The sequence below is a fragment of the Psychroflexus longus genome (assembly GCF_020164595.1).
Taxonomy (GTDB): Bacteria; Bacteroidota; Bacteroidia; order Flavobacteriales; family Flavobacteriaceae; genus Psychroflexus; species Psychroflexus longus.
The window spans coordinates 440,118-456,546 of sequence record NZ_JAIQZE010000001.1 but is presented as its reverse complement, the minus strand read 5'-3'; the positions used below and the strand labels follow the sequence as shown (position 1 = coordinate 456,546).

General features: G+C 38.1%; 14 protein-coding genes. 9 read left to right on the top strand and 5 right to left on the bottom strand.

Annotated elements, in window-relative coordinates; genetic code table 11:
* The first annotated feature begins 386 nt into the window (after window positions 1-386).
* Window positions 387-2,654, top strand: a complete 2,268-nt coding sequence (locus LB452_RS02075) for an inorganic phosphate transporter (RefSeq protein ID WP_224460060.1) — start codon at window positions 387-389, stop codon at window positions 2,652-2,654.
* A 312-nt stretch (window positions 2,655-2,966) separates the two neighbouring features.
* On the opposite strand, the gene LB452_RS02070 is transcribed toward LB452_RS02075, so the two are convergent.
* Window positions 2,967-3,332, bottom strand: a complete 366-nt coding sequence (locus tag LB452_RS02070; RefSeq protein WP_224460059.1) for a four helix bundle protein — start codon at window positions 3,330-3,332, stop codon at window positions 2,967-2,969.
* A 186-nt stretch (window positions 3,333-3,518) separates the two neighbouring features.
* Here LB452_RS02070 and LB452_RS02065 point away from each other — a divergent pair, with 186 nt between their 5' ends.
* The 4 genes from LB452_RS02065 to LB452_RS02050 all read left to right on the top strand — a co-directional run bounded on the left by LB452_RS02065 (window position 3,519) and on the right by LB452_RS02050 (window position 9,241).
* Entirely contained in the window at window positions 3,519-4,079 is a 561-nt protein-coding gene (locus LB452_RS02065; protein ID WP_224460058.1) for a cob(I)yrinic acid a,c-diamide adenosyltransferase, read from the top strand.
* A gap of 835 nt (window positions 4,080-4,914) precedes the next feature.
* Window positions 4,915-5,136: a DUF2795 domain-containing protein gene (locus tag LB452_RS02060; protein ID WP_003441576.1), complete on the top strand. Its 222-nt coding sequence runs from the start codon at window positions 4,915-4,917 to the stop codon at window positions 5,134-5,136.
* A gap of 91 nt (window positions 5,137-5,227) precedes the next feature.
* The gene (secA, locus tag LB452_RS02055; protein ID WP_224460057.1) at window positions 5,228-8,587 is read left to right on the top strand and encodes a preprotein translocase subunit SecA; all 3,360 of its coding nucleotides are present in this window, start codon (window positions 5,228-5,230) and stop codon (window positions 8,585-8,587) included.
* A 174-nt stretch (window positions 8,588-8,761) separates the two neighbouring features.
* On the top strand, window positions 8,762-9,241 hold the full coding sequence (locus tag LB452_RS02050) for a DUF4199 domain-containing protein (RefSeq protein ID WP_224460056.1): 480 nt from the start codon (window positions 8,762-8,764) through the stop codon (window positions 9,239-9,241).
* Here the strand turns inward: LB452_RS02050 and LB452_RS02045 are convergent.
* From LB452_RS02045 to LB452_RS02035, 3 genes are all read right to left on the bottom strand, one after another.
* On the bottom strand, window positions 9,238-9,939 hold the full coding sequence (locus LB452_RS02045) for a hypothetical protein (protein WP_224460055.1): 702 nt from the start codon (window positions 9,937-9,939) through the stop codon (window positions 9,238-9,240). The two genes, LB452_RS02050 and LB452_RS02045, sit on opposite strands and share 4 nt — an antisense overlap.
* Window positions 9,940-9,993: 54 nt before the next feature.
* The gene (locus LB452_RS02040) at window positions 9,994-10,752 is read right to left on the bottom strand and encodes a YebC/PmpR family DNA-binding transcriptional regulator (protein WP_224460054.1); all 759 of its coding nucleotides are present in this window, start codon (window positions 10,750-10,752) and stop codon (window positions 9,994-9,996) included.
* 392 nt (window positions 10,753-11,144) lie between these two features.
* Window positions 11,145-11,882, bottom strand: a complete 738-nt coding sequence (locus LB452_RS02035; protein ID WP_224460184.1) for a lysophospholipid acyltransferase family protein — start codon at window positions 11,880-11,882, stop codon at window positions 11,145-11,147.
* A gap of 79 nt (window positions 11,883-11,961) precedes the next feature.
* Here LB452_RS02035 and trpS point away from each other — a divergent pair, with 79 nt between their 5' ends.
* The 3 genes from trpS (at window position 11,962) to LB452_RS02020 (ending at window position 14,472) form a co-directional block, all read left to right on the top strand.
* The gene (gene trpS, locus LB452_RS02030) at window positions 11,962-12,930 is read left to right on the top strand and encodes a tryptophan--tRNA ligase (protein ID WP_224460053.1); all 969 of its coding nucleotides are present in this window, start codon (window positions 11,962-11,964) and stop codon (window positions 12,928-12,930) included.
* Between the two features lie 224 nt (window positions 12,931-13,154).
* Window positions 13,155-13,661: a hypothetical protein gene (locus tag LB452_RS02025; RefSeq protein WP_224460052.1), complete on the top strand. Its 507-nt coding sequence runs from the start codon at window positions 13,155-13,157 to the stop codon at window positions 13,659-13,661.
* Window positions 13,662-14,076: 415 nt separating this feature from the next.
* A complete protein-coding gene (locus tag LB452_RS02020; RefSeq protein WP_224460051.1) occupies window positions 14,077-14,472 on the top strand; it encodes a DUF2237 family protein in 396 nt (131 codons plus the stop codon).
* Window positions 14,473-14,570: 98 nt separating this feature from the next.
* On the opposite strand, the gene LB452_RS02015 is transcribed toward LB452_RS02020, so the two are convergent.
* Window positions 14,571-15,620, bottom strand: a complete 1,050-nt coding sequence (locus LB452_RS02015; protein ID WP_224460050.1) for an NAD(P)-dependent alcohol dehydrogenase — start codon at window positions 15,618-15,620, stop codon at window positions 14,571-14,573.
* A gap of 224 nt (window positions 15,621-15,844) precedes the next feature.
* Between LB452_RS02015 and LB452_RS02010 the strand changes: the two genes are divergently transcribed.
* The gene (locus LB452_RS02010; RefSeq protein ID WP_224460049.1) at window positions 15,845-16,429 is read left to right on the top strand and encodes a YceI family protein; all 585 of its coding nucleotides are present in this window, start codon (window positions 15,845-15,847) and stop codon (window positions 16,427-16,429) included.

The following is a 16,429-nucleotide window of genomic DNA, read 5'->3' as shown; positions in this document are numbered from 1 at the left end:
CAAGGTTTTTAATTTTAAGTTCGAGCTTACCAGCAATTAGCTGAGTCAAAATGTTAAGAACCACGACTACACCATTACACGATTACACGAACAAACCGTCAACAGAAAACTGAAAACCAAAAACTACTCAAGACTCTCGATTACACCATTATACCATTACACTACTATTCGAATACACGAAAAACTGTAAACAGAAAACTGAAAACCGAAAACTGATCAAGACTCTCGATTATACCATTACATTACTATTCGAATACACGAACAAACCGTCAACAGACAACAGACAACAGACAACGAACAACAGATAACTAACTTAATCATTTCATAACAATAGACCCTTCTTTAGACCATAAGAAAGTATCATTTTTGCGGTTGATTTTTACTGGATGGAAACGCTTTACATTTCCCTTATTGTTCTTCTGTTTTTACTTGCCATAGCCGACCTGGTTGTGGGGGTGAGTAATGATGCTGTGAACTTTCTGAACTCGGCGATAGGATCCAAAGCGGTGCCTATGCGTACAATTCTGATTGTAGCGGGACTAGGAGTGTTGGTCGGTGCCGTATTTTCATCGGGTTTAATGGAAGTAGCTCGAAAGGGCATTTTCAACCCGGAGATGTTCTTTTTCGATGAAATTATCATCATATTTTTAGCCGTACTGATCACCGATATTCTTCTTCTCGATTTCTTCAATTCCATCGGAATTCCAACGTCAACCACAGTTTCTGTTGTCTTTGAATTGCTGGGGGCTGCAGTCGTAATATCTCTGTTGAAGCTTTATGAAAACGGAGAAGGCTTTGGAGGTTTGGAGCAATTTATCAACGTTGAAAAAGCCTCAGAAATCAGTTTTGGTATTTTGATTTCGGTGTTTATAGCCTTTGGAGTTGGGGCGGTTGTTCAGTTCATTTCAAGACTGATCTTCTCCTTCGATTACCACAAAAAATTAAAATATATAGGTGGTTTATACGGGGGTGTGTCTCTTTCAGCCATTACTTATTTTATCCTTTTAAAAGGAACCAACTCGATTACCTTTTTAGATCAAAATGTAGTAGAACAAGTTTTAGAAAACAAGCTCTGGATCATAGGTTTTAGCTTCTTGTTCTGGACAGTGATTTCTCAGATGCTGATTCAGGTTTTTCGTTTTCATATCTTAAAAGTCATTGTGGTATTAGGAACATTTGCTTTGGCTTTAGCATTCGCAGGAAATGATCTGGTTAACTTTATTGGAGTGAGTATTGCTGCTTGGCAGTCATTTATATTGTGGCAGGAGGCTTTTTTAGCGTCTGGCGTACTGCCTTCGCAATTCCTGATGGACGGGTTATCGGGGGAGGTACAAACCCCGGCCTATTTACTGGTTATTGCTGGAGCGATTATGGTCGTAACCCTTTGGTTTTCTAGTAAGGCACAATACGTGGTTCAGACGGGAGTGAATCTTGGCAGACAAGGTGAAGGGCAGGAGCGCTTCAAGCCCAATGCCTTGTCAAGAACCGTCGTAAGGTATTCCGTCTTTGTGGGGCAGACGTTTTCTCAGGTCTTGTCAGATCCTGTTCAGGATAAAATTAATAATAGGTTTAGTTATCCGGAAAAGGCTTTCAGTTACAAAAAAGGAGTTGCTAAGCCAGCTTTCGATTTATTAAGGGCTTCGGTAAATCTAGTCCTGGCAAGTATATTGATTTCGCTAGCCACAAGTTATACCTTGCCTTTATCTACGACCTATGTTACTTTTATGGTGGCGATGGGAACTTCCTTTGGGGATAGAGCATGGGGAAGAGAAAGTGCCGTGTACCGTGTAGCCGGGGTGTTCAATGTGATAGGGAGCTGGATTGCTACAGCCGCCATTGCCTTCACGGCAGCAGGAGTATTATCGCTCATCATCTGGTTTGGATCCTATTATGCAATTGTTGTTTTACTTATTCTCGCGCTGTTTTCTATCGTAAGGAGTGCGATTCGTCATTCCAAACAGGTCAAATATCAGCGAAATCATAAGAAATTTAATAAAACCGACATCATTACCATCAATGAAATTACCAAAGAGTCTTCTGAAAATATTGTAAAGATCATTTCAGGGGTCAATGATTTGCTGTTGGATGTCGTCAACAATTTAGGGTATCATGATTTAAGCCGATTGAAAAAAAGTTTGAAAACACAGGAAGAGCTTGAATTGATGATAGATGAACTAAAAGATAATATATTTTATTACATCAAATCTTTGGAGGATACCAATGTGGAGGCTTCAAAATTCTATGTACTGACTTTGGATTATCTGCAGGATATGGTGCAGTCCCTGGCCTACATTACCAGAAGCAGCCACACCCATGTGAGTAATAATCATAAAAATCTGAAGTTTAGTCAGATTCGGGATCTGAAAAGCGTTCAGCGGGATCTGGATGAGGTGTATAATGAATTGGTGAAAGCCTTTCAGTCTTCTGAATTTGATAGTATTGAGCAGCTGATCACCAATGAAAAAAAGGTTTTAGATAAAATATCGGACCTGCTTCAAAAACAGATCGATAGAATTCGCGATACAGAGAATAGTCCAAAAAATTCAAAACTTTACTTCGGCATTCTGCTTGAGACCAAAAACCTAACCAAAACTTCCATTTCCCTCCTGGAGTTGTTTAAGGAATACTACGAAGAAGCACGGCAGGAGTTTTGAGGTAGTTGACTGTTTACAGTTGTCTGTTTTTTGTTCAGTTTTAAATTGTGTTGTCGTTATGTTTAAGACTTTTTGACTCAAGACTATTCGACTATACGATAAACCATTGTCATCTCGGGGGAAATGCAGTGGCGAGAGATCTCTTTATTCATTGAGAAATATGGATTCTTTACTTCGCTGCGCTACATTCAGAATGACAGAAAACTTTTGACCATTGGCTCACGCCCCAAGAACTAAGACTCTTTGACCTACGAGTTACGACTATACGACTATACGATAAAATGTTAACTAGTATACTAGTCAACCAGTTAATTAGCTCTTGTTCTTATCCTCAAAATGGCGCATCAAATTAATAAGTTGTCTGCCTATCATTTGATTATGTTTTTCTAGAACTTGAAATTGATTATCAGTCAAACACTTTAGATTTTTAGCTATGATAAGCTGTGTTTCTATTTCTGTATTACTCCCTAATGCGATATATAAAAACCTTATTTTTTCTTTGATTCCTTTTCTCGCAAAGCCTTCTGAAATATTAGATGGTACAGAGATAGCAGCTCTTCTTATATGACTTGTAAGTCCATATTGTTCTGTTTTCGGAAACTCATTAGTCTCTTTATAAAGTTCTGTAACAAAACCAATTGACTCCTTCCAAACCTCCAAATCCTTGTGTGTTTTCATAGTTCTATGTTTAAATTTGAAATAAAAAATACATTAAACTTGTGTACTTATTCTGGAAAATTTAATTTTTGACCAGCCCGCCTGACTGACGCTAGTCGGGCAGGTTGACCAGTTGACCAGTTACTCAAAAATCCAATTATTCATAAGCCTTTTATTCTTTCTATATTTACATTAAAAAACTTAAGAATGAAAATATATACCAAAACAGGCGATAAAGGAACTACTTCTTTATTTGGAGGGAAGCGTGTAGCAAAACATAACATAAGAATTGACAGCTACGGAACGGTAGATGAATTAAATGCCAATTTAGGCTTAGTGAGAGACCAGGATCTGGATGCCAGCTCTAAAGAAGGTTTGATCAAAATTCAGGAGAAATTATTTACCGTGGGAGCGATTTTAGCTTCAGATCCCGGAAAAACATCGAACACATCAAAACTCCCTCAGCTTAAAGCCGAAGACATTACGTTCCTGGAAAAAGAAATCGACAGGATGAATGAAGAATTACCGGAAATGACACATTTCGTCTTGCCTGGTGGTCACACAGCTGTATCGCACTGCCATGTTGCAAGAACCGTTTGCAGAAGAGCCGAACGCATTTGTGCAGCACTTTTCAATTTGGAACCTTTTGACGACAAAGTGCTTCAGTACCTCAACCGACTTTCAGATTATCTCTTTGTACTGGCCAGAAGCATCGCCAAACAAAAAAACGCGGACGAAGTCAAATGGATTCCCGATACTAGTAAGTAGAGAAGAGTCTTTGAGTAATGAGTTTTTGAGAAATTGAAATAAAAAAGGCTCTGAATTTGCGAGTTTACTCCGAAAAATTTAATTTTTGACCAGCCCGCCTGACTGACGCTAGTCGGGCAGGTTGACCTTTTAATCATGACATGCCTGATTTGTTTCATGTTCGAGCGGAGTCGAGAACCATATTTACATTAGTACACAATAAACTAAATCCGACGATAGAAGGAGTCTTTTCACTCATCGATAATTTAAAGATTCTTCATTCAACTAAGCTGCATTCAGAATGACAAGCAATTCTTTGAACCTTGATTCAAGACCTACGACTATTCGATTATACCAATATACGAATACACGGTAAACCAAAAACCGGCCTGTCATTCCGACAAAGAAACTTTTTCGCTTCGCCGAGCCTGCCTGGCAACAAAGACAGGGAATCTATTTATTTATCAATAATTTAAAGATTCTTCATTCCGCTACGCTGCATTCAGGATGACAACCAGCTTTTAACCCACGACTATACGACTATACGAATACACGAATATCCGTAAACGAAAAGCCGACCTGTCATTCCGATGATATGAGGAATCTTTTCATTCACCGATAATTTAAAGATCCCTCATTCCGCTACGCTGCATTCAGGATGACAGACAACACGACTACTCGATTACTCGATTACACGAATACACGATCAGCGAAAAACAGTAAACCATAAACGACTCTTTGATCTAATCCAATTTGAAATCAGAGCTTTAGCAAAATTTTACCACCAAATAAATCTGAAAAATGTTGGCCGTTATGCTAAAAAAATTACATTTGCAAAAATTAAAATATCCTTACAATGTATTGGACTTTAGAACTTGCTTCCTACCTGAGTGATGCGCCTTGGCCAGCAACCAAAGATGAATTGATAGATTACGCGATACGAACTGGTGCGCCGCTTGAGGTTGTAGAAAATTTACAATCCATAGAAGATGAAGGTGATACTTACGACTCCATAGAAGAAATCTGGCCAGATTATCCTACAGATGACGATTATTTATGGAATGAAGACGAATATTAACGTCCATCCTCTTATTAAAATCACATAAAAAGTCTCTTAAAGAGACTTTTTTTTTTCGTTACCTTTGAATCACTAATTAATAAAGCCACTTATGGGTGTTTTAGATTCCGTATTAAAAGTATTTGTAGGCGATAAGACCAAGAAGGATCTTAAAGCCACCACTCCAATTGTAGACCAAATTAAAAGCTTCGAAAGTCAGTTTGAAGCACTAAGCATAGATGAACTTCGTGATAATACAGTCCGTTTTAAAGCTAAGATCAAAGAAGCTACCGCTGATCTTCAGGCTCAGATCGACGAGCTAAAAGAGAAAGCTGAAAACGAAATCGACATCGACGTTAAAGAAAATTTCTATACTGAAATTGATGAGCTGAACGAGCAGGTCTATCAAAAGACAGAAGAAGTCTTAAATGACATCCTTCCTGAAGCTTTTGCTACAGTAAAAGAAACAGCAAAACGTTTTTTTCACAATACTACCCTCGAAGTCACAGCAACTGAATTTGACAGAACACTTTCTGCAGATAAGGACTATGTGACTCTTGACGGTGAAAAGGCCATTTGGAACAATTCCTGGGATGCCGCTGGAAAGCCTGTGACCTGGGATATGATTCATTACGATGTGCAGCTGATTGGTGGTATTGCGATGCACCAGGGAAAGATTGCTGAAATGCAAACTGGTGAGGGTAAAACCCTTGTCGCTACCTTACCAATGTACCTTAACGCTCTTAGCGGGAAAGGCGTGCACCTGGTCACCGTAAACGATTACTTAGCCAAGCGGGATAGTGCCTGGATGGCTCCTATTTTCCAGTTTCACGGGATGAGCGTGGATTGCGTAGATTACTATAAGCCGAACTCGGCTGCCAGACGAAAGGCTTACAACGCCGATATTACTTACGGTACCAACAACGAATTTGGTTTTGATTATTTGCGGGATAACATGAGTCACTCACCAGAAGATTTGGTGCAGCGTCCGCATCATTATGCGATTGTGGATGAGGTGGATTCTGTGTTGATTGATGATGCAAGAACACCATTGATTATTTCTGGTCCTGTGCCTAAAGGCGATGTGCACGAGTTTGAAAACCTAAAACCTCAGATTGCTAAAATCGTTGAAGTTCAGCGTAAGCAATTAACCGGCGTTTTGGCGGAAGCTAAAAAACTGATTAAAGAGGGCGACACCAAAGAAGGAGGTTTTCAATTGTTGAGAGTTTACAGAGGTTTGCCTAAAAATAAAGCACTGATTAAGTTCTTAAGTGAGGAAGGTGTGAAGCAATTGCTTCAAAAGACCGAAAATTACTACATGCAGGACAACAACAGGGAAATGCATAAGGTGGATGCCGAATTGTATTTTACAATCGAAGAAAAAAGCAATCAGATTGACTTAACCGACAAAGGAATTGATTTTCTTTCTGGTGATGATAACAAGGACTTTTTCGTCATGCCGGAAATCGGGATGGAAATTGCTCAGATTGAAAAAGAAAACCTATCTAAAGAAGAAGAGGCAGAGAAAAAAGAAGAACTATACAGAGACTTTAGCGTCAAAAGTGAGCGTATTCATACCTTGAGACAATTGCTGAAAGCATATACCTTATTCGAAAAAGACACCGAGTATGTGGTCATGGACAATAAAGTAAAAATTGTTGATGAGCAGACTGGTCGTATCATGGATGGTCGACGGTATTCCGACGGACTTCACCAGGCGATTGAAGCTAAGGAAAATGTAAAGATTGAAGATGCTACCCAGACCTTTGCAACGGTCACGCTTCAGAATTACTTCAGAATGTACAACAAGCTGGCGGGTATGACCGGTACAGCCATGACAGAAGCTGGTGAATTCCTGGAGATCTACAATTTGGATGTGATGGAAATTCCAACCAACAAACCCATTGCCAGAGACGATAAGCAGGACAAGGTTTATAAAACCAAAAGAGAAAAATACAATGCTATCATTGAAGAGGTAGCTCAGCTTTCAGCCCAGGGAAGACCGATTTTGATTGGTACGACTTCTGTAGAAATTTCAGAATTACTGAGTAGAATGTTGAAGTTGCGTTCGGTGCCTCACAATGTTTTGAACGCCAAATTACACAAACGCGAAGCTGATATTGTTGCTGAAGCGGGTAAGCCTGGAGTAGTTACTATCGCTACCAACATGGCGGGTCGTGGAACGGATATTAAGTTGTCCAAAGAAGTGAAAGAAGCAGGCGGTCTGGCCATTGTAGGTACAGAGCGTCACGATTCCAGACGTGTGGACAGGCAGCTGAGAGGTCGTGCTGGTCGTCAGGGAGATCCTGGAAGTTCACAATTCTATGTGTCTCTGGAAGATAACCTGATGCGTTTATTTGGTAGTGAGAAAATTGCCAAATTGATGGACAGAATGGGACTTGAGGAAGGTGAAGTGATTCAGCATTCCATGATTTCCAAATCTATTGAACGGGCGCAGAAGAAAGTCGAGGAAAATAACTTCGGAATTAGAAAACGTTTACTTGAGTATGACGATGTTATGAACGCGCAACGTGAGGTGATTTATAAGCGCCGTTACAATGCATTATATGGTGAGCGATTAAGAATCGATATCGCCAACATGATATTTGATACGGCTGAAGTCATCACGGCATCCAATAATGCCACTAACGATTTTGAGAATTTTGAGTTTGAATTAATTCGCTTCTTCTCTATGAATTCTCCTGTAACTAAAGGTGAATTCGAAAAGCAACCTGTTCAAAAGACTGCTGGTAAAGTTTACAAAGAAGCTTACGAAAATTATAAAAATAAGATGATCAATAATGCTGAAGAGGCATTCCCGGTCATTAAGAAAGTTTACGAAAAACAAGGTGAGAAATTTGAACGTATAGCGGTTCCTTTTACTGACGGTCAAAAGACCTTGCAGGTGGTTACCAATTTAAAGAAGGCTTACGAAAGTGAAGGAAAAGAGCTGATTACCGATTTTGAAAAGAACATTTCACTCGCCATCATTGATGAAGCCTGGAAGAACCACTTGCGTAAAATGGACGAGCTAAAACAAAGCGTTCAGTTAGCCGTTCATGAGCAGAAAGATCCTCTTCTGATTTATAAGTTTGAGGCTTTTGAACTGTTTAAAGTCATGATTGAAGAGGTGAACAAAGATGTGATTTCCTTCCTATTCAAAGGAGAATTACCACAGCGTGAGCCAGAGCAAATCACAGAAGCTAAACAACGCCGACCAAAAGAAAATCTGAAAACACAGAAAGACGAAATTCAAAATCTGGATGAGCGTGCAGCACAATCCAGGAAGGCAGGTGCACAGGCAAGTCAGCAGCAACAAGTTGTGGAAACTGTAGTAAGAGAGCAACCGAAGATTGGTAGAAACGATAAAGTTACTATCAAACACGTAGGTTCTGGCGAAGAAAAAACGTTGAAGTACAAACAAGCCATTCCTTTGATCGATAAAGGCGAATGGGTATTAATCAATAACTAGGCTCAAGACTTTGTACTAGTAGTATACTAATATAGAATTGAGCCAATTGTAATCTTTGGTTTTGTTGGTAGATTATAACGTTTACATTCTTTTTTAATATTGAGCAGAGTTGAGATGGAGTTGATGCTCAGCTTTTGCTTATTAATAACAAATAATCAATTCAAAATCAACAGCATGAAAAAATTTGAAATTGAATTAAAATGGGCTTCAGCGTTTACAGCTATTAGTATAGCCTGGGTGTACTTTGAAAAGTACCTGGGTTACCATGGTGAAAACGTCAGCAGCCAACCTATTTTTTCGTTTTGGTTGATGGTTCCGCAGGCTTTGATCTACATCATTGCGATTAGACAAAAACGGGAAAGGTACTACGGTGGTGAGATCACCTGGCAGAAAGCCTTTATCTCTGGTGTGGTATTATCGGCCATAATAGCTGGTCTCTCCCCGGCAGCGGTTTATCTCATGACCGAATTTATCTCACCAGAATTCATGTCGAATATTGTAGAGGTAAGAGCCGAACAAGGAGTTCCAAGAGAAGGCCTAGAGCAAATTTACAACCTCAATACTATGCTAAGAGACGCTGTCTTTAATAATCTGGCTACTGGCGTTTTCTTTTCAGCTATTATCGCATTATTCCTGAAAAACAAAAAGGTTTAGAACGGCAATATCAATTGTAAACGGAATCTATTCCCTGCTTCACTGATGCTGTTGTTTACTCTGGCATAATCAGATTCCCAGCTGTCACTGGTCACATTGATATCATAAGACAATTGAATCCTTACAAACTCCTCATTATCATCTGAATCAAAAATAGAATATCCAATACTTGGGCTGATATGGAATTGTGAGTTGTTCAGCTTTGCTAAATCTCCAAAGTTTCCCGGATCATTTAAATCGATGTCGTCGCTTTTATCGTAAAATTCCAATTCAGTGGTCATATAACTGAGTCCTGCTCCTAGGAAAATTCGGTCATTGTTTTCAAACTGAATTACATTTCTGAGGTATCTTAACGTCAGTTGCGCTGAATTCACTTTATGACCAAATTCATCGCGTTCACGCTCCTGATTGTAGAATCCAAAATCTAAATCAATTCGGTTTCGGCCAAAATCTCCGGTTATTCCAAAGGATAACTCAAACGGAAAACGCCTAACAGTGGGAACATTGCTTTCACTTAAAAAGGGATTGATATCCAGGGCGTCTGTATAGAGCATTCCAAAACCTAAATAGTAATCTAGCTTGAAATTACTGTTCTCATTTTCAGTCTTAGAAGCATCAGTTTGAGACTCGTTCTCATTTTGGCTATAGCCTAAGGCAAAGACTAATAAAAATACTAAAGTGGTGTAGGATGTTTTCATGGTAAATTGGGTTAAAGTTTTAAGTGATCATTTTAGTGAATTGAAATTAATAATCTAATCCTCTTCCATAGATTCAATCAATTCGTCGGTGACTTCTAAAGTATGATAAACATTTTGTACGTCATCATCGTCTTCAAATTTATCAATTAGATTTAAGATTTGTGTGCCTTGTTCAACAGATAATTTGGTAGTATTTAATGGAATTCTCTGCACTTCTGCATTTTTGGGTTCAATGCTGAGTTCTTCGAGTTTACTTGACATTTTTCCAAAGTCAGTAAATTCAGTATATACCCTTAATAAGTCTTCGTCTCTTTCAAATTCTAAAGCTCCTCCGTCAATCAATTCCAGCTCCAACTCTTCGGTGCTTAGTTCTAACTCAGTAGTTTCCAGAACAAAAACGCCTTTCTTGTCAAATAAAAACTCTAAAGAACCATTGGTTCCAAGACTACCTCCATTTTTACTGAAGATAGAACGGATAGAAGCAACGGTTCGGTTGGTATTGTCGGTGGTACATTCCACAAAAATGGCGATGCCATGAGGACCATAACCTTCAAAAGTGACCGATTCATAGTTATCCGCATCAGCTCCTGAGGCTTTCTTTATAGCGCGTTCAATGGTGTCTTTGGGCATGTTGACCCCTTTTGCATTGGAAATGGCATTCCTCAAGGTAGGATTACTTTCAGGATCTGGCCCGCCACCTTCCTTTACGGCCACCGTTATTTCCTTGATCGCTCTTGTAAATTGCTTTGCTCGCTTTTTATCCTGGGCGCCTTTCCTGTGTTTGATGTTTGCCCATTTGCTATGTCCTGCCATGTGTTATAAATTCAAATTTTACTCAATATGATTAATCCGTGTAATACTATCAAATTTAAAGAACCTAATGTAATAATGAGGTGTTAGGTTAATTCATTTTTAATTGTTACAAGAATTTCTCTTATCTTTTTTAGCTAGCATTGGAGGGAAAAGATTTTCTATTAAAATTACCTCTGATTTTAACGCAAGAAATTTAAAGTCTGTTGCCTGTTGCTTGGAATGTGCGTTAACTTTTGAAATTCGTGATGAGATAAATCAAAGAAATAGGGCCTGCTATTTAACTTTTCAAGAGCGAGACGCTCGCGATAGCGGATTATTTAATTTTTCCTAAAACCTAAAACCTAACACCTCCAACCTAAGACCTACTATGGCTTCAATAAGGCAAAATGATATTACCAGTACAGCTCAGAGGCAATGGCTTCTGCGGTTTGTTGTTTTAGAAGTTTGCGGTTAGGAAGATTCAACTCCAATCCTTCAGTATGGATTAGAGGATGAATGACAGCGCGGAGCACACCTGGGCTTCCACTGTCAAAGCCGTAACGAAAGCGTTTTTTACTATCGGGAAATGAAATAGGGACTATTGGAATTTGATGTTCAATAGATAATCTAAAAGCTCCGTCTTTAAAATCGTCCAGCTTCTTATGAATATCGTCCGGAACACCACCTTCAGGAAAAATACAAATGCTTACCCCGTTTTTGAGTCGGCGCTGAGCCTGTAAAAAAGCATCTTTTCTACTTTTAGCGTTGCCTCGGTCGACCAATATACAGGAGCGTCTATAGATTAAACCAAAAACCGGAAGCTTTGTTAGCTCTCTTTTACCGATAAACACAAACGGGGTTTTGGACACATAAATCATCATCATGATATCGATCATGCTGGTGTGATTGGCGGTGAGCATATAACTTTTATTCCACTCTAACTTTGTGTTATACGTGACTTTTGGATAAAATCCCATGCCGTACAACACAATATTTGCCCAAATCTTGCCTAGAAAGAAGGTGCCATTGTACCACTTCTCTTTAGATGTGGTAATCAATAGAAACGGAAGCAGTATAATGAGTGGTGTAATGACGAGGATGTAAAACCAAATCCGCCAAACAAGTATAAAAAACTTCTTAATCCATTTCATAGGCGGCAAATTTAATAAATAGAACGGGTTCACATAAACAAAACAATTATCTTTGACGCTTTTGTAATTTATCAGAGTTATGTCAAGAATTTTAACCGGTGTGCAAAGCACAGGAGTCCCGCATTTAGGAAATTTATTAGGAGCCATTATCCCTGCAATTGAGATGGCTAACTCTCCTAAAAACGAATCGTTTTTATTTATAGCGAATTTACATTCGTTGACTCAAATAAAGGATGCTGAAGTCTTAAAAGAGAATACTTATGCTACAGCAGCCACCTGGTTGGCTTTTGGTCTGGACGTCAATAAAACTACCTTTTATAGACAAAGTGATGTGCCGCAAGTCACAGAATTGACCTGGTACCTCAACTGTATGTTCCCCTACCAACGCCTGACCTTAGCTCATTCATTTAAAGATAAAGCTGACCGGTTGAGTGATGTGAATGCAGGACTATTTACATATCCTATGCTAATGGCTGCCGATATTTTGCTGTATGACGCTGAATTTATTCCGGTAGGAAAAGACCAGTTGCAGCATATTGAAATGACCAGAGATGTGGCTGAGCGTTTTCATGCGCAATATGGAGAAACCTTTGTGTTGCCAGAAGCAAAACTTTCTGAATCTTCAAAGTACGTTCCTGGAACCGATGGGGCAAAAATGAGTAAATCTAAAGGTAACACGATCAATTTATTCCAGTCTGATAAAAAATTACGTAAGCAGATCATGCAGATTGAAACGGATAGCACGCCACTAGAAGCACCTAAAGATCCAGAGACCTGTAATGTTTTTGCGATCTATAAACTCATCGGAAGCGAAGCTGAGGTCGCTGATTTAAAATCCAAATACCTCGCCGGTGGATTTGGCTATGGTCACGCCAAACAAGCTTTGTTTGAATTGATTCGCGACACCTATAAAGAAGAGCGTGAAAAGTTTGAGTATTTTATGAACAATAAACCTGAGATTGATAGGCTTCTTGGCATCGGGGCAACTAAAGCAAAAGAAGTTGCAGATAAGGTTCTGACAAGAGTAAGAGTAAAGTTGGGGTACTAAATTTAATTTGTGCGTGAGATAATATTGAACTTTCAGTAGTTTAATGTGGTTCTCTAGATTATTTGATATTGATTTAGAAAGCTAATTAAACTGGCTTTGTATATCCAATAGTGTTAATTAAATGCATTTACCTACTTCTTTTTAAAATAATTCGTAATTTAATTTGGTAGAAATTATTTTTTTATTTGTGAAAATTCCAAAGAAGAAAATTTAAAACTTAAAAAATGAGAAATTACTTCAAATTAATTACTGTAGCAATTATTTCATTATTTATCTTATCGTGTAGTAATGATAAAGGTGAAAGTTCAAGTAAAAAAGTAGTCAATAATGATAATTTAATCGAAATTGGTGTTTTAGAAGATGGTCTTCCAGTCATTAAAGGAGATAAGGATGTTTTAATAAAATCTTGGGAAAGAAATTTATTGAGATTATCCAAAATAAATGCAAAATTCACCGACATTTATATCACTGAAATTGGTAAAGAAGAATATCAGCTTGTATTTAAAGGCAATGAATTTAAGTCATCATTTTTTGTTCAAAAATCAGAAAACAATAAATTATTTGCTTCTGGAGATACATCTTGTACAACATCAGATTGTTCTCAAGAACCCGAAGGTTGTGTCGTCTCTTATAAACTGAGTAAGCCTGGTGCTCCAGGGTCATGTACACCTTGCGGTAATGGAGGGACATGTACAAAAACAACGAGCAATTTTACTATGATATCTTTTTGAAATTAACACTAAAATTAGCTGCATAAGAGTAAAAGGGTATAATCATAAATTTAGATTTTCTTTTTAAAATTTATACATTTTGTCATCAATTATTCTATAATCGTTTAGTTCAGTTTAAAAAAATAGTATAATTACTTGTAATCTATATTACTTCTTTAATCACTTTTTTTTTCCTTATATATACAAACACCAGAATTCAGTTTTAAACTGATTTTTGTTTAATATCTAATGATTTAACCTTATAGCATCCTGGCCTAAATTTCCTAGAGCCTTTCTATCGCACGGTAATCTTAAACACGCCGACTTCAGTTTGAGATGTTGTTTTAAGTTTATTCTAAATGGATTATTAGATTCAAATCCAGACACCCAAATTAAGTGAGTTCTTAGCTAGAAAGCACACTAACTTTCCTTATTAATGCTTAACTTAGAACAAAATCAAAAGAAAAAAGTGATGAAAAATGTATTAGGGACAGAACTGAAAGCCTGTTCTTATGATCCAATGACAGGCGTATTTCGGGATGGATTTTGTAAATATGCCGAGCAGGACAGAGGCTTGCACATTGTAGCGGCAAAAGTGACCGAGGGCTTTTTGGAATGGAATAAAGCACGGGGGAATGATTTAATAACCCCTAAACCCCAGTGGAGTTTCCCCGGCTTGAAGCCCGGAGACTGGTGGTGTGTATGTATGGGAGTTTGGTTGAAAAGTAAAGAATCAGGGCACCCTTTGTATCTAAAGTTGGAATCCTGTCATGAAAAAATGCTGGAGTATGTGTCTATGGACACTCTAAAAGAATGGGAATACAAGGACTAAAAAACTCCCTACCGAAATTAATTTCGGTAGGGAATTTATCTTATTGTATCTTTTCAACTCGACTTCGCTCGATGTTGAAACAATTATGATGTGCTTTCTTAATTTTTCAATGACTGCATATCGATAACGAATCTGTATTTGACGTCAGAATTGACTACTCTTTCGTAGGCTGTGTTGATATTTTGAATATCGATCATTTCTATATCAGAAACTATATTGTGTTTTCCACAAAAGTCCAGCATTTCTTGAGTTTCTTCAATTCCACCGATTAGTGATCCGGCTAATCGTTTTCTCTTTACGATTAAAGCACCACCGTTGACTCCTTTTAGTGGCTCGATAGCTCCGACCAAACACATGGTTTTGTCGCGCTTAAGCAGATTCAAATATGGATTTACGTCATGTCCGACGGGAACGGTATTCAAGATGAAATCAAAAGAATTGGCGTGTTGTTTCATTTGCTCGGCGTCTTTAGAAATTAAGACTTCATCGGCACCAAGACGTTCGGCATCTTTGCTTTTTTCTGGAGACGTTGTAATCATCACTACGTGTGCGCCAAGAGCATGAGCGAATTTGATGCCCATATGCCCAAGACCACCAAGGCCTACAACACCTACTTTATCTCCTTTTTGCACGTTCCATTGTCTCAATGGTGACCAGGTGGTGATTCCTGCGCAAAGCAATGGTGGAACTGCTTTTATATCTAGATTTTCTGGAACATTCAAGACAAATTTTTCATCGACTACAATTTCTTCGGAATAACCACCGTAGGTATGTCCGCCAAGATGTTCATCTGGACTATTATAGGTTGCCGTCATGCCGTTTTCACAAAACTGCTCGAGACCTTCCTTACAAGAATTGCATTCCTGGCAGGAATCTACCATACAGCCTACACCTACTTTTTGTCCTTCTTTAAAGTTGGTGACTTCGCTTCCAACACCAACAACGTGACCTATGATTTCGTGTCCAGGTATCACGGGATATTTTGAATTTTTCCAGTCGTTTCTCACCTGGTGAATGTCACTGTGACAAACGCCACAAAAATCGATTTCTATATGAACATCAGTTGGAAGTAAGTCTCTTCTTTTGATGTCTAATGGTTCTAAATTGGCGTCGCTAGCTTTGGCGCCATATGCTTTTACTTCACTCATAATTTCAATTTTTTTAAAAGTAAGATTTGATATTGGTTTGACAGGAGAATTGACTTCACTTTAACCTTAAAAGAATTTGTCACAAGATTTTAAACCTTTTCAAATGTAACATTTGTTACTCAAATTCTCTTTTTATGATATCGCTCATATTCTAAGGATATCTTGTTTCTCAACTTTGAATTAACAAATAATTTATAATTGATGAACTATTTAAATTTACATATATGATACATTTTAAAAGTATTCCGGTTTTGCTTTTGCTCCTAGTTTTTTCAGTAGTACAATCTCAGGTACAATACAATGCAGCTCCAGGTAGCAATAATTCTATATTGATAGAAGGAACTTCCAACATTCACGATTGGGAAATCCTCGCTAAAAATTTTACTAGTCAAATCGATTTAACTGCAAGTGAAGGTGAGCTCGAAAAAGTCAACTCTATAGACCTTTCTATACCTGTGAAAAGCTTCAATAGTGGAAAAGGTAAAATGGATAAAAACACTTATAAGGCTCTGAATGAAGATGAGTATAAGCTAGTTTCCTTTACTTCTTCTATACCAGTTCAATTAGTAGAAACATCAACAGGAGTTTACAAGGCTATGGTTCAAGGGGAACTAACTATATCAGGCACTACCAAAACCGTCGAAATCCCTGTAGAGTTTCATAAAACCAATGCTGGATTTATCCTTAAAGCAGACCAAGGTCTTAATATGACAGACTACGGAATAGAACCACCCACTGCTTTATTTGGAACAATCACCACAGGTGAGACAGTCAACATAATTTTCAACTTAACACATTATAAATCCTAA